This window comes from Streptomyces sp. NPDC047061 (assembly GCF_040643955.1).
Classification (GTDB): Bacteria; Actinomycetota; Actinomycetes; order Streptomycetales; family Streptomycetaceae; genus Streptomyces.
On the sequence record NZ_JBEYVI010000012.1, the window covers coordinates 1 to 13,629 of the forward strand.

12 protein-coding genes and 1 pseudogene are annotated in these 13,629 nt (G+C 72.6%); 7 read left to right on the forward strand and 6 right to left on the reverse strand.

The genetic code is table 11. The annotated features are described in order from the left end of the window. Positions 1-281 precede the first annotated feature (281 nt). The 4 genes from ABZ887_RS18985 to ABZ887_RS19000 form a co-directional block, all read right to left on the reverse strand. The gene (locus ABZ887_RS18985) at positions 282-1,127 is read right to left on the reverse strand and encodes a hypothetical protein (RefSeq protein WP_361290474.1); all 846 of its coding nucleotides are present in this window, start codon (positions 1,125-1,127) and stop codon (positions 282-284) included. 67 nt (positions 1,128-1,194) lie between these two features. After that, a complete protein-coding gene (locus tag ABZ887_RS18990) occupies positions 1,195-2,169 on the reverse strand; it encodes an acyl-ACP desaturase (RefSeq protein WP_361290477.1) in 975 nt (324 codons plus the stop codon). Between the two features lie 226 nt (positions 2,170-2,395). Continuing rightward, positions 2,396-3,172: a dimethylargininase gene (ddaH, locus tag ABZ887_RS18995; RefSeq protein WP_361290480.1), complete on the reverse strand. Its 777-nt coding sequence runs from the start codon at positions 3,170-3,172 to the stop codon at positions 2,396-2,398. 97 nt (positions 3,173-3,269) lie between these two features. Then, positions 3,270-4,907, reverse strand: coding sequence for an ABC-F family ATP-binding cassette domain-containing protein (locus tag ABZ887_RS19000; protein ID WP_361290483.1), 1,638 nt, complete (start codon positions 4,905-4,907; stop codon positions 3,270-3,272). 353 nt (positions 4,908-5,260) lie between these two features. Between ABZ887_RS19000 and ABZ887_RS19005 the strand changes: the two genes are divergently transcribed. Then, complete coding sequence (locus tag ABZ887_RS19005) at positions 5,261-6,106, forward strand: isocitrate lyase/phosphoenolpyruvate mutase family protein (RefSeq protein ID WP_361290486.1); 846 nt, start codon at positions 5,261-5,263, stop codon at positions 6,104-6,106. Position 6,107: 1 nt separating this feature from the next. Here the strand turns inward: ABZ887_RS19005 and ABZ887_RS19010 are convergent, their stop codons facing one another. Continuing rightward, complete coding sequence (locus tag ABZ887_RS19010; RefSeq protein WP_361290489.1) at positions 6,108-6,524, reverse strand: SsgA family sporulation/cell division regulator; 417 nt, start codon at positions 6,522-6,524, stop codon at positions 6,108-6,110. A gap of 203 nt (positions 6,525-6,727) precedes the next feature. On the opposite strand from ABZ887_RS19010, the gene ABZ887_RS19015 reads away from it, so the two are divergent. From ABZ887_RS19015 to ABZ887_RS19025, 3 genes and pseudogenes are all read left to right on the forward strand, one after another. After that, complete coding sequence (locus tag ABZ887_RS19015; protein WP_361290492.1) at positions 6,728-7,831, forward strand: oxidoreductase; 1,104 nt, start codon at positions 6,728-6,730, stop codon at positions 7,829-7,831. A gap of 43 nt (positions 7,832-7,874) precedes the next feature. Next, positions 7,875-8,138, forward strand: a pseudogene (locus tag ABZ887_RS19020) (endonuclease V); the annotation flags it as partial. A gap of 477 nt (positions 8,139-8,615) precedes the next feature. Continuing rightward, positions 8,616-8,798, forward strand: coding sequence for a hypothetical protein (locus tag ABZ887_RS19025; RefSeq protein WP_361290495.1), 183 nt, complete (start codon positions 8,616-8,618; stop codon positions 8,796-8,798). 15 nt (positions 8,799-8,813) lie between these two features. On the opposite strand, the gene ABZ887_RS19030 is transcribed toward ABZ887_RS19025, so the two are convergent. Next, positions 8,814-9,992: a saccharopine dehydrogenase NADP-binding domain-containing protein gene (locus ABZ887_RS19030; RefSeq protein ID WP_361290498.1), complete on the reverse strand. Its 1,179-nt coding sequence runs from the start codon at positions 9,990-9,992 to the stop codon at positions 8,814-8,816. A 179-nt stretch (positions 9,993-10,171) separates the two neighbouring features. Here ABZ887_RS19030 and ABZ887_RS19035 point away from each other — a divergent pair, with 179 nt between their 5' ends. Genes ABZ887_RS19035 through ABZ887_RS19045 form a run of 3 tightly spaced genes read left to right on the forward strand, consistent with a single transcriptional unit; the run spans position 10,172 to position 13,617 of the window. Further along, positions 10,172-11,332 carry a CaiB/BaiF CoA-transferase family protein gene (locus tag ABZ887_RS19035; protein WP_361290501.1) on the forward strand — a complete coding sequence of 387 codons (1,161 nt, stop codon included), beginning with the start codon at positions 10,172-10,174 and terminating at the stop codon, positions 11,330-11,332. Next, positions 11,332-12,345 carry an LLM class F420-dependent oxidoreductase gene (locus tag ABZ887_RS19040; protein ID WP_361290504.1) on the forward strand — a complete coding sequence of 338 codons (1,014 nt, stop codon included), beginning with the start codon at positions 11,332-11,334 and terminating at the stop codon, positions 12,343-12,345. Before ABZ887_RS19035 ends, ABZ887_RS19040 begins: the two co-directional genes overlap by 1 nt. A 57-nt stretch (positions 12,346-12,402) precedes the next feature. Then, on the forward strand, positions 12,403-13,617 hold the full coding sequence (locus ABZ887_RS19045; RefSeq protein ID WP_361290507.1) for an acetyl-CoA C-acetyltransferase: 1,215 nt from the start codon (positions 12,403-12,405) through the stop codon (positions 13,615-13,617). Positions 13,618-13,629 lie beyond the last annotated feature (12 nt).

Genomic DNA, 13,629 nt, shown 5'->3' on the forward strand with positions numbered 1-13,629 from the left:
ATCTCGCCGACCCACTCACCCATCGCCACAAGACAAGTCTGGTCCCGCCGCTCACGCGGCAGGACCAGAACCCAAGATCTTCATCGACCTTCTAGGGCCTGTCGTTTGGATCATGCCGGCGTCGCGGGTCGTGGCACGCACATCTGCGGCGTTGTCGTCGGTTGTCGCCGCTCCGCGTCGCCGCCCTCCTCCGCCTTGCAGCTGCACGCACCACGACCCGCTCGGGTCAGTCGACAAGGCACCGTGAGCCAGGCCGGCCTGATCCAAACGACAGGCCCTAGTCACGCGATGGCCCCCGCGGTCCTGACGAGTTCCCCGGTCGTGCCGTGGAAGGTGTCGAGGAGCTGGGCGAGTACCGCCCAGGCCTCCTCGCGGTCGCCCAGGTGGTCCCGGACCAGCGGGCGCAGCGCGTCCCCGGCCTCGGCGGCGCGGCGCGGGAACATCACGTGTCCCAGGGAGAGCACCTTCAGCACGTCCAGGGCCGGTCCGTGGTCCAGTGCGTAGTCGGCGGGCCCGTCCAGGATCCCCGCCTGGCGGACGCGGAAGTCGAACTTGCGGTGGCTGCCGAACTGGGCGCGCAGCGAGGGTGGGCAGTCCGGGCGGACGGACAGGGCCCAGCGGACGTAACCGGGCAGGGAGTTCTCGCGGTCCGCCTCGGCGACCGTCTGCCAGTGCTCACGCCGGTAGACCATGGAGGTGGCCTGCCGCGCGGCGGGCATGGAGGCGCACGCGCGCAGGGCGGGCACCAGTCCCAGGCGGGCGACCCGCTCGGGGACCGGCGGTGCCTCGTAGTCGTCGCGCAGGACCGGGTCGACCTCCACCGCGAGCAGTCGCCCCGGGCCGAACGGCACCCCGTCCAGAACGGCCCGCCGCAGCGCCGTGTCCTGGTGGGTGAGCAGTCGCCAGACCACGGTGTTGAGATCCGGGTCGTCCTCCTGGAGCATCCACAGCAGCACCGAGGACGGCAGCGCCGGCAGCCCCCAGGGGATCCGGCGCCTGGCCTCCCGGAGGTCCTCGGGTGCGGGCACGGGCAGGCCGACACGCGCGCGTACCCGGTCGGCGTCCGCGGAGTCGATCAGGTCCAGGAGGAAGCCGACCGCCCGGCCGGAGGTGGTGTCAGCACGCATGCGCGCATGATGCCGCAGGCCACCGACAGGGCGCACCGGGAAATCCGGGCGCCCGTCCCTGGTGGCGTCACGCGCCGGCGCGCGCCGCCATCCGCGCCTTGCGCGCGGCCAGCTTCTCGTCGAACTTCGTGGCCTCCGCGTCCAGCCCGCCCATGAACAGGCCGAGTTCCTCCTGCGCCTGCAGGCCCTCCGGGCCGAGGCCGTCGATCTCCAGGACCTTCAGGTGGCGCAGCACCGGCTGGAGCACGTCGTCGTGGTGGATACGCAGGTTGTAGACCTCGCCGATCGCCATCTGGGCGGCGGCGCGCTCGAAGCCGGGGATGCCGTGGCCGGGCATGCGGAAGTCGACCACGACGTCCCGCACCGCCTGCATGGTCAGGTCGGGGGCCAGCTCGAACGCGGACTTCAGGAGGTTGCGGTAGAAGACCATGTGCAGGTTCTCGTCGGTCGCGATGCGGGCCAGCATGCGGTCGCAGACCGGGTCGCCGGACTGGTGGCCGGTGTTGCGGTGCGAGATGCGGGTCGCGAGCTCCTGGAAGGCGACGTAGGCGACCGAGTGCAGCATCGAGTGCCGGTTGTCCGACTCGAAGCCCTCGCTCATGTGCGACATCCGGAACTGCTCCAGCTTGTCCGGGTCCACCGCGCGCGAGGCGAGCAGGTAGTCGCGCATCACGATGCCGTGCCGGCCCTCCTCGGCGGTCCAGCGGTGCACCCAGGTGCCCCAGGCGCCGTCCCGGCCGAACAGCGAGGCGATCTCGTGGTGGTAGCTGGGCAGGTTGTCCTCGGTGAGCAGGTTCACCACCAGCGCGATCCGGCCGATCTCGGTGACCTTGGACTGCTCCTTCTCCCAGACCTGGCCGTCCTCGAAGAAGCCGGGGAAGTTACGGGCGTCCGTCCACGGCACGTACTCGTGCGGCATCCAGTCCTTGGCGACCTTCAGATGGCGGTTCAGCTCCTTCTCGACCACTTCCTCCAGGGCGTACAGCAGCCGCGCGTCGGTCCAGGCGGACGAACTGCCGAGATGGGGAGAAGTGATCGTCACGAGAACTCCATGGGGACGCCGAACAAGAGCGGATGAACGGGAGGAGACCGGCGAGCGGTGCCGGAACCTACGTGATCGTAGGCTACGAAACCGTAGGTTACGAAGCCGTAGGTTAAGTGCGCTGTAAAGACTGCTGATCAGGCCCGGTGCGCAAGGCGAATCGGGACATGCCAACCCGCCCCGGGACTCGCAGGTCCCGGGGCTGAAGAGGTGAAACGATCACCCGTCAGGCGTACAGCTCCCGCAGCCGCACCGAGAGGCACGTCACACATCCCTCCAGTTTCTCGAACTCGGAGATGTCGACCGTGACCACCTCGTGGCCGAGGTCGGTCAGCAGTTCCGCGGTCTTGGGGGCGCTCGCCGACATCAGCAGCTTGCCGCCGCCGAGCAGCACCACATGGGCGCCCGCGTCCTCGGGCACCGCCAGGAAGCCCGGGAACAGCGAGGGCCGGTCCACGTTCGGGATGTGCCCCAGAATTGTTCCGTCGGGCAGCGCGGTCACCGCCGACTTCAGGTGCAGCACCTTGCTCACCGGTACGGCGACCACGCGTGCGCCCAGCGGCTCGAACGCGGCCCGCAGCTGCTGCACCCCGGCCGCGTTGGTCCGCCCGCCGCGGCCGACGTAGACGGTGTCGCCGACCTTGAGGACGTCACCGCCGTCCAGGGTGCCCGGCTCCCAGATCCAGTTCACCGAGCAGCCGAGGCGGGCCACCGCCTCCTCGACGCCGGCCGTCTCCGCGCGCCGCGACTCGGCGCCGGGCCGGGTGATCAGCGCCACGTTCCTGTACATGACGACCGTGTCCTCGACGAACACCGAGTCCGGGCAGTCGTCCTCCGGGTCCACCTCGACGGTCTCCCAGCCGTGCGTGCGCAGGGCCTCCGCGTACGCCTCCCACTGCTCCTGGGCGAGCTCGACGTCGACCTTCTCCCGCTCGATGTGCGTCACCAGGCCTTCGGCGAGGCGCGGGCTGGGGCGGCGGATGAGGGCCTTCTTGCTGGGCACGACGGGTCTCCGGGGTCGGGGTTCGGCCCGGCGCCGATGGCGGGGCGCCGGACCGCCATCATGCAGGGCGGGTACGTGTCGACAAAACCCCCCGTTGTCAGGCTGTGCCCTCCCCGAGACGCGCCACCTCCTCCGGCGACGTGGCGGTCAGCTCCCCGTCCGCCATCAGCAGCCATCGCGTGATCCCGATCGACTCCAGGAACGGCAGGTCGTGACTGGCCACGATCAGGGCGCCCGCGTACGACTCCAGGGCGGTGGTGAGCTGCCGGACGCTCGCGATGTCCAGGTTGTTCGTCGGCTCGTCCAGCATCAGCAACTGCGGCGCGGGCTCCGCCAGCAGCAGGGCCGCCAGCGCGGCCCGGAAGCGTTCGCCGCCGGAGAGCGTCCCCGCCTGCTGGTCGGCCCGGGCGCCCCGGAACAGGAAGCGCGCGAGCCGCGCCCGGATCCGGTTGTTGCCGGCGTCCGGCGCGAACCGGGCCACGTTCTCGGCGACGGTCAGCTCCGGGTCCAGGACGTCCAGCCGCTGGGGCAGGAAACGCAGCGGCACGTGCGCGTGCGCCTCGCCCGCGACCGGCGCCAGCTCCCCGGCGATCGTCCGCAGCAGCGTCGTCTTGCCCGCGCCGTTGCGCCCGATCAGCGCGATCCGCTCGGGCCCGCGCAGATCGAGGATCCCCTTCACCCGCGAGCCGTGCGCGAGTTCCAGGTTCTCCAGCGTCAGCACGTTCCGGCCCGGTGGAACGGCCGTGTACGGCAGTTCGACGCGGATCTCGTCGTCGTCCCGCACCGCCTCCACCGCCTCGTCGAGCCGCTCCTTCGCCTCGCTGAGCCGTTCCTCGTGCATGATGCGGTGCTTGCCCGCGGACTCCTGGGCCGCGCGCTTGCGCGCCCCCATGACGATCTTCGGCTCGCGCTTCTGCTCGAACATCTTCTGCCCGTACCGCTTGCGGCGGGCCAGTTTGACCTGGGCGTCGGACAGTTCGCGCTTCTGCTTGCGGACATCGGCCTCGGCGACCCGCACCATGCGCTCGGCCGCCTCCTGCTCGACCGCGAGCGCCTCCTGGTACGCCGAGAAGTTGCCGCCGTACCAGGTGACCTCCCCGGTGCGCAGGTCGGCGATCTGGTCGACCAGGTCGAGGAGTTCGCGGTCGTGGCTGACCACGATCAGCACGCCCGGCCAGGACGCGACGGCCGCGTACAGCCGCTTGCGGGCGTACAGGTCGAGGTTGTTGGTGGGCTCGTCGAGCAGCAGCACGTCCGGGCGCCGAAGGACCAGCGCGGCCAGTCGCAGCAGCACCGACTCGCCGCCGGACACCTCGCCGACGGTCCGGTCCAGGCCGATGTGGCCGAGCCCGAGTTCGCCGAGGGCGGCCAGGGCGCGCTCCTCGACGTCCCAGTCGTCGCCGACCGTCTCGAAGTGCGCCTCGGACACGTCACCTGCCTCGATGGCGTGCAGCGCGGCCCGCTGAGCGGCGATGCCGAGCGCCTCGTCGACGCGCAGCGCGGTGTCGAGCGTGACGTTCTGCGGCAGGTGCCCGACCTCGCCGGCCACCTTCAGGGTGCCGTCGGAGGAGGTCAGCTCACCGGCGACGAGCTTCAGAAGTGTTGATTTCCCTGATCCGTTGACGCCGACCAGGCCGGTGCGGCCGGGGCCGAAGGAGATGTCCAGGCCGTCGAAGACGGGGGAGCCGTCGGGCCAGGCGAAGGACAGGGACGTGATGGTGACGGATGCAGACATGGGCGCCTCGCGGTTGCTTGCGGTGTCGGGGGGCAAACGCGTGTCGAGACACCGCGGGGCAGCAGCCGAGAGGGCCAGGGAGAGATCCTGTGCCGGGAGGACGGCTCACACGCCGAGGTCGAACGCCACAGACACACCTCACGGGTGTGACGCGGTGTCTCAGGACCTCAGACGAGCAACGTCCTTCTCCAATCGGCGACAACAGGACGTGCACCACCGTAGGAGCGGGCCCGGCGAGGCGTCAACGCATTAAACCGCGGCGTCAACGCGTCGAACGCGAGCCCGGCCGGGCTCCACATGCATGTCGGATTCCTGCCAGCCTCCCTCCGGCACCGGGTGGTTGAGTCGTCCGCATGACGACGAACCAGAGCACCCTCCGGGACCGCGCCCTCGCCTTCCACGCCCTGCACGTCCCGGGGCGGCCGCTCGTCCTCCCGAACGCCTGGGACGCGGTGAGCGCCCGGCTCGCCGAGGACGCGGGCGCCGCCGCGGTGGCGACCACCAGCGCCGGGCTCGCCTGGGCCCTCGGCGCCGCGGACGGCGACCGGCTGGACCGGGAGCGCGCGCTGGAGGCCGTGGGGCGCATCGTCGCCACGGTGCGGGTTCCGGTCAGCGCCGACATCGAGAGCGGGTACGCCGAGGACCCGGCGGGCGTCGCCGACACCGTCCGCGCGGTGCTCGCGGCGGGCGCGGTGGGCGTCAACATCGAGGACGCCCTGTACGGCGACGAGGAGGGGAACGGACCACTGCGGTCGGTCGCCGGGCAGGCCGAGCGGATAGCCGCCGCGCGTGAGGCCGCGGACAAGGAGGGTGTGCCGTTGTTCGTGAACGCCCGGATCGATACTTTCCTGCGCGCCGCCGGGGGAGTGGACGCCACCCTGGAGCGGGCCACCGCCTTCCGGGCCGCGGGCGCCGACGGGATCTTCGTCCCCGGGGTGGTCGATCCGGAGACGGTCAAGGAGCTCGTCGAGGGTGTCGACGGGCCGCTGAACGTGCTGGTGGGCCCGGGCGCGCCGGCCGTCGCCGAACTGGCCGCCCTCGGTGTGGCCCGGGTGAGCGCGGGCTCCGGCCTGGCCGAGGTCGCGCACGCGGCCGTCCGCCGCGCCGCGCGGGAGCTGCTGGACGCGGGAACGTACGGGGCGCCGGCGGGCGGGCTCGGCTACGGCGAGCTCAACGCCCTGCTGGCGCGGGAGGGCTGACTCAGCAGGCGTCCCGCATCAGTTCGGCCAGGTCGTGGTCCAGGTCCAGCTGGAGGTGTTCGAGACCGGTGGGGACCAGGTCGCCGGTCGCCTCCAGGAACCGGCGTATCTCGCCCGTGCGCACATGGATGACGGCGGTGCCCTCGGGGGCGTGGAACTCCAGCACGGTCCGGTCGTAGCCGTACGGCCGTACCCGGACGTCCCCGCTGCCCTCGGGGGCGTGCAGCCCCGCCGCCAGCAGCTCGCGGGAGAACGTCCAGCAGACGTCGACCCCCTCCAGGGTGGCCGGGGCCGGGAAGGTCATGCGCACGGCGAAGGGGTCCTCGCGGTCGTAGCGCAGGGTGGCGGGAATGCTCGGCATGCGCGGTGACGCGGCGACCAGGCGGGCCTCTACGGGCTGCTCGATGACGATGGACAACGCCTTGCTCCCTCGTGACGGCTGTACGAATTTCCGGGCGTGTGAGACCTGGCACTGGAAGAGACGACGGAAGCGGCCGATCCGTGCACGCGAAGTGCGAGTGACCTCCGTCACCGGCGCTATTCACACCCGGGGCTTACCTGCCACGCGGGGCTGAGGGGCCCTCTGGACGGCGCCGTGACGGTCGGCTAGCTTCGCGCGCCATGAGGCGCTTGGGGAGCACGCGACGCACAGGACGAGCCCGACGTACCGGCCGGGCGGCCGTGGTGGGGGTGGCGTGCGCGGCGGCGCTGGCCGCGCTGACCGCCGGTTCCGCGCAGGCCACGACGCGGGCACCGCACTGGGTGCTGAAGGACACCGGCACCCCGGACGTGCGGTTCCGGGGCCTGGCCGCCGTCGACCGGAACACCGCCTGGCTGGCCGGTACCGGCGGCACCGTACTGCGCACCACGGACGGCGGGACGAGCTGGCGGAACGTCTCTCCGCCGGGTGCGGGCGACCTGCAGTTCCGGGACGTCGAGGCGTTCGACGCGCACCGCGCGGTGGTGCTGGCCATCGGCGAGGGCGAGGCGGCCCGGGTCTACCGCACCGACGACGGCGGCCGGACCTGGACGGAGTCCTTCCGCAACACCGACCCCGCCGCCTTCTACGACTGCATGGCCTTCTTCGACCGCCGCCACGGCCTCGCCATGAGCGACCCGGTCGACGGGAAGTTCCGCATCCTGTCGACGAGCGACGGCGGCCGTTCGTGGCGCGTGCTGCCGGACGACGGGATGCCGGCCGCCCTGGACGGCGAGGCGGGCTTCGCCGCGAGCGGCCAGTGCCTGGTCACCTCCGGGCCGAAGGACGCCTGGCTGGCCACCGGCGGCGGCGCCCACGCGCGCGTGCTGCACTCCACCGACCGCGGCCTGACCTGGACCGCCGCCGACACGCCCGTCCCGGCGGGCGATCCGGCCAAGGGCGTCTTCGCCCTCGCCTTCCGCGACCGCACCCACGGTCTCGCGGTCGGCGGCGACTACCGCGCCGACCAGGCCTCACCGCAGGCGGCGGCGGTCACCCCGGACGGCGGCCGCAGCTGGCGGCCCGCCGCCACTCCGCCGCCCGCCTACCGCTCCGGTGCCGCCTGGCTCCCGCACAGCCGCACCACGGCGCTCGCCGTCGGCCCCACCGGCACCGACCTGACCACCGACGGCGGCCGCAGCTGGCGGACCGTCGACACCGGCTCGTACGACACGGTGACCTGCACGCCGGACCTCGGCTGCTGGGCGGCCGGCGAGCAGGGGCGGGCGGCACGCCTGGAGAACTGACCCGCACTCCACGCGTGTGCGGCGCCGTACGCTCATGTCCACCATGACGACGACCGTAGGCGTACCCGCGGGCTGGCCCGCGACCGAGGAAGCGGCCCTGGCCGTGCAGGACGAGCTGCGGGGGCGGGTGGTCCTCGACGAGCCGGGTCCGGCGCCCGGCACCGGGCACGTCACCGGCGTCGACGTGGCCTACGACGACGAGCGCGACCTGGTGGCCGCCGCGGCCGTCGTCCTGGACGCGGCGAGCCTCGACATCGCCGCCGAGGCTGCCGCGGCTGGGCGGATTGCCGCCCCGTACATCTCTGGCCCGCCTATGATCGGCGTCGCCAAGAACCGCTCCTGTGGACTGGGCAGAATGAGTCCGCTCAGCCGCGCGCCCCGAACGGTCTTGAGCGCACTGGTCCCCGACGTACTCAGCCCTGAGGCAGCGACACGGATCCTGTCCGTGGTCCGAACCCAGGAGGCCGGTTCCCTCACGACCTGACCAGACGAGTACGGCCAAGGAGATAGGGAGGCCCCGCACCATCACTCCGGTGGAGCGGGGGCCCGCACGCCAGCGCCGTACTCGGCGTACCAGATCGCACGCTCACCGTAGCCCGAATGGCCCAGACCGTTGCAAGCCCGGAAGCCGACCATCACACGATCGAGTTAAACCGTGGCCCCTACCTCGGAGCAACCCACTCCCCGAGACCACCCGCCGCGCGGACGCGCTGTGCCGCAGGGCGCTGCGCGAAGCCCAGGCCTGAGCAGCGATCATGAGTAGCGATTCTGAGTACTAGTACGGATGCCGCTGTTACCGTCCGGCGGCAGGCTGGCCCGCTTGACGACACACCGTGCACCCAAGCCCGTGGCCGCCCCCGCCCAGTCTGCCGGGCGCGCCGTGAACGCGGCACTGTTCCTTGCCGTGGTGGCGGGGTTCGCCTGGATCGTCGGGATGCTCTACACCGTGGTGCAGTGGCAGTCCTGACGACGCCCGAGTCGGCTAGAACGTTGCAGCCACCCGGAACCCGATCCCGGCCGCCCGCAGCCGTTCGGTCAGCGCGTCGCCCATAGCCTGCGCGGTGGTGACCTGGCCGACCGTCGGCGGCAGGTCGTCGAAGGCCAGCGACAGGGCGGCCTCGGCGAACATCTTCGCCGTCTCGCCGTAGCCGGGATCGCCGCCCGAGACCTCCGTGAACACCCGTCGTCCGCCGCCCTCGCCGACGAACCTGACCGTGAACCAGCTGCGGGCCCGCTTCTCGGCGTCCGGCCCGTCCCCGGGCCTGAGCCGGTCCGACAGCCAGCGCCGGGCCGGCGGCAGCTGGGCGGCCGCGGTGACCGCGCCGACGGCCGCGACCCCGCCGAGCGCCATCGGCAGGTGTCTGACGGCCGCGTAGTGCCGGTAGCGGAAGTCGGGGCCGTAGCGGTCCAGGGCCCGCGCCGAGCGGCGCACGATCTGGGCGTCTATGGTCGGCAGCGGCAGCGCCCAGGCGCCGACCTCGGACGCGAAGCGCGGGACGCCCGTCGGCGCGCTCGCCCGGCGGCCCAGCAGCCGGGGCTCGTGCCGGGCGCGGTCCCGCGCGGCGGCGAGCATCTGCCGGGGACGCGCGAACTGGTCCAGCGCGGAGGCGAAGGTGCCGCCGGAGAACGTCGCGTCGGCGGTCACGAACCCGTCCACGGTCAGCGGCACGCCCTCCGGCAGTTGCCGGACCGTGAAGTACGCGCCCAGGTCGTGCGGGACCGAGTCGAAACCGCAGGCGTGCACCAGGCGGGCGCCCGTCTCACGCGCGCGTGCGTCGTGCCGGACGTACGTCAGGTCCACGAACTCCGGCTCGCCGCACAGGTCCAGGTAGTCGGCGCCGGTGTCCGCGCAGGCCGCGACCAGGTCCTCGCCGTAGCGGCCGTAGGGGCCGACCGTCGTGGCCACCACGCGCGCGTGCTCCGCGAGGGCGCGGACCGTGGCGGGCTCCGCCGCGTCGGCGCGCAGCACCCCGACCTCCGCGCCGCCCGGCAGCCGCTCGCGCAGCGCCTGCAGCCTGCGCTCGTCCCGGGCCGCGACGGCCCAGCGCAGGCCTTCCGGCGCGTGCGCGGCGAGGTACTCGGCGGTGAGCTCGCCGACGAAGCCGGTGGCTCCGAAGAGCACGAGGTCGTAGGGACGGTCCGTCGTCTTCAGCCTGCTCATGACACCTCTCGGTCCTGCAACCCGTGCCGTTGTCGGTGGCTGAGGCTAGCGTGAGGAGTGCGGACGCACCCCCACCGGGTATCTTGACTAAGCGCTTGCTCGTCCACTCTTGTGCCCAGTGGAACGTGTTCTTAGCATCATCGGTGTTACATCAGTTGTGTCACATGACTGGGGGCGGCATGACCACGGCAGGGACGCCAGGACACGGCCCGCTCTCCGGCGTGCGCGTGGTCGAGCTGGCCGGCATCGGCCCCGGCCCGTTCGCCGCGATGCTCCTCGCCGACCTGGGCGCCGACGTGGTCCGCGTCGACCGGCCCGGCGGCCCGGGGCTCGCCATCGACCCGGCGTACGACGTCACCAACCGCAACAAGCGCTCGGTGCTCGTCGACCTCAAGTCCCCGGACGGCCCCGCCCGCGTCCTCGACCTGGCCGCACACGCCGACATCCTGATCGAGGGCTACCGCCCCGGCGTCGCCGAGCGGCTCGGCGTCGGCCCCGAGGACTGCCACGCCCGCAACCCCCGCCTGGTCTACGGCCGGATGACCGGCTGGGGCCAGCAGGGGCCCCTCGCCCACCGCGCGGGCCACGACATCGCCTACATCGCCCTCACCGGCACCCTCGGCATGATCGGCCGCCCCGACGAGCCCCCGGCCGTCCCCGCCAACCTGCTCGGCGACTACGCCGGCGGCTCCCTCTACCTCGTCGTCGGCGTCCTGGCCGCACTGCACCACGCGCGCGCGGGCGGCACCGGCCAGGTCGTGGACGCCGCCATCGTGGACGGCACCGCGCACCTCTCCGCGATGATCCACGGCATGGTGGCCGCGGGCGGCTGGCAGGACCGGCGCGGAGCCAACCTGCTGGACGGCGGCTGCCCGTACTACGGCACCTACGAGACCGCCGACGGCGGCCACATGGCGGTCGGCGCCCTGGAGCCCCAGTTCTACGCGGAGTTCCTCACGCTGCTCGGCGGCCTGGACGGCCTGGCCGACGCCCGCAAGGACTGGACCCGCTGGGGCGAGCTGCGCGAACGCGTCGCCGCCCGCTTCAAGGCCCGTACCCGGGACGAGTGGACGGCGGTCTTCGAGGGCTCCGACGCCTGCGTGGCCCCCGTCCTCTCCCTCCGCGAGGCCCCGCACCACCCCCACCTGGCCGCCCGCGGCACCTTCACCGACCACGGCGGCATCACCCAGCCCGCCCCCGCCCCGCGCTTCTCCGCGACCCCCACGACCGTGCGCACCGCCCCCGCCCGGCCGGGCGCGGACACCGCCGAGGTGGCCCACGACTGGGACGTACCGGCACTCCTCGACGCTCACGCCGACCACGACAAGGACGCCACCTGATGGAGCTCTCGACCTTCCTCGACTACGCGGGCGACCCGCGTGCCGCCGCGGACCAGGCGGCCGCGCTGGAGTCGGCGGGCCTCGACGCGGTCTGGGTCGCGGAGGCCTACGGCTTCGACTCGCCCACGCTCATGGGCTACCTGGCCGCCCGCACCCGACGGATGAAGATCGGCTCCGCGATCCTCAACGTCTACTCCCGTACCCCCGCCCTCATCGCCCAGACGGCCGCCGGCCTCGACGCGGTCTCCGGCGGCCGCGCGATCATCGGGCTCGGCGCCTCCGGCCCGCAGGTCGTCGAGGGCTGGCACGGGAAGGCGTACGACAAGCCCCTCGGCCGTACCCGCGAGACGATCGAGCTGACCCGGCGGATCCTGCGCCGCGAGGTCATCGACCACCACGGCATCACCGACATGCCCCGCCCCGGCGGCCTCGGCAAGCCCCTGAAGATCCTCACCAAGCCGGTCCGCCCCGACGTCCCGCTCTACGTGGCCTCGCTGGGCCCCGCCAACGTCCGGATGACCGCCGAGATCGCCGACGGCTGGCTGCCCACCCTGTTCATCCCCGAGAAGGCCCACCAGGTCTGGGGCACGCCCCTGGCGGAGGGCGCCGCCCGCCGGGACCCGGCCCTCGGCGAGCTGAAGATCGTCGCCGGCGGCCTGCTCGCCATCGGCGAGGACGCGGCCGCCGTACGCGACCTGGCCCGCCCCCGGATCGCCCTCTACGTCGGCGGTATGGGCGCCCCCGGCAAGAACTTCTACAACGACCTCGCCGTCGCCTACGGCTACGAGAAGGAGGCCCGGCTCATCCAGGAGCTGTACCTCGCCGGCCGCAAGAAGGAGGCCGAGGCGGCCGTGCCGGACGAGTTCTGCGAACTCATATCCCTGTGCGGCCCGGAGGGCTACGTCCGGGACCGCATCGCCGCCTTCCGCGAGGCGGGCGTGACCATGCTGGAGATCGCCCCCGTCGGCCCGGACCCGGCCCGCCTGGTCGAGACGGTCAAGAACTGGCTCTGACCCGCGCTCTCCTGAAAACCCTCGTTTCGTGAAAAACCCTCGTTGAAAGGCTTGTCAGTGAGCACCGAAGCGTACGTGTACGACGCGATCCGCACCCCGCGCGGCCGCGGCAAGGCGAACGGCGCCCTGCACGGCACGAAGCCCATCGACCTGGTCGTCGGGCTCATCCACGAGATCCGCGACCGCTTCCCGGACCTCGACCCGGCGGCGATCGACGACGTCGTGCTCGGTGTCGTCGGCCCGGTCGGCGACCAGGGCTCCGACATCGCGCGGATCGCCGCGATCGCCGCCGGACTGCCGGACACGGTCGCCGGCGTGCAGGAGAACCGCTTCTGTGCGTCCGGCCTGGAGGCCGTCAACATGGCCGCCGCCAAGGTCCGTTCGGGCTTCGAGGACCTCGTCCTCGCGGGCGGCGTCGAGTCGATGTCCCGGGTGCCGATGGCCTCGGACGGCGGCGCCTGGTTCAACGACCCGATGACCAACCTGGCCGTCAACTTCGTGCCGCAGGGCATCGGCGCCGACCTGATCGCCACCATCGAGGGCTTCTCCCGGCGGGACGTCGACGAGTACGCGGCGCTCTCCCAGGAGCGGGCGGCGACGGCCGTGAAGGAGGGCCGCTTCGAGCGTTCCGTCGTCCCCGTGAAGGACCGCGCGGGCCTGGTCGTCCTCGACCACGACGAGCACCTGCGCCCCGGCACCACCGCCGACTCCCTCGCCAGGCTCAAGCCCTCCTTCGCCGACATCGGCGAACTGGGCGGCTTCGACGCGGTCGCCCTGCAGAAGTACCACTGGGTCGAGAAGATCGACCACGTCCACCACGCGGGCAACTCCTCCGGCATCGTCGACGGCGCCTCCCTGGTCGCCATCGGCACCAAGGAGATCGGCGAGCGCTACGGCCTCACCCCGCGCGCGCGGATCGTCGCGGCCGCCGTCTCCGGTTCCGAGCCGACCATCATGCTCACCGGCCCCGCCCCCGCCACCCGCAAGGCCCTCGCCAAGGCCGGACTCACCATCGACGACATCGACCTGGTCGAGATCAACGAGGCGTTCGCGGCGGTCGTGCTGCGCTTCGTGAAGGACATGGGCCTGTCCCTGGACAAGGTCAACGTCAACGGCGGCGCCATCGCGCTCGGCCACCCCCTCGGCGCCACCGGCGCGATGATCCTCGGCTCGCTCGTCGACGAACTGGAGCGCCAGGACAAGCGCTACGGCCTCGCCACCCTGTGCGTCGGCGGCGGCATGGGCATCGCCACCATCGTCGAGCGCGTCTGAAATCCCCGCGGA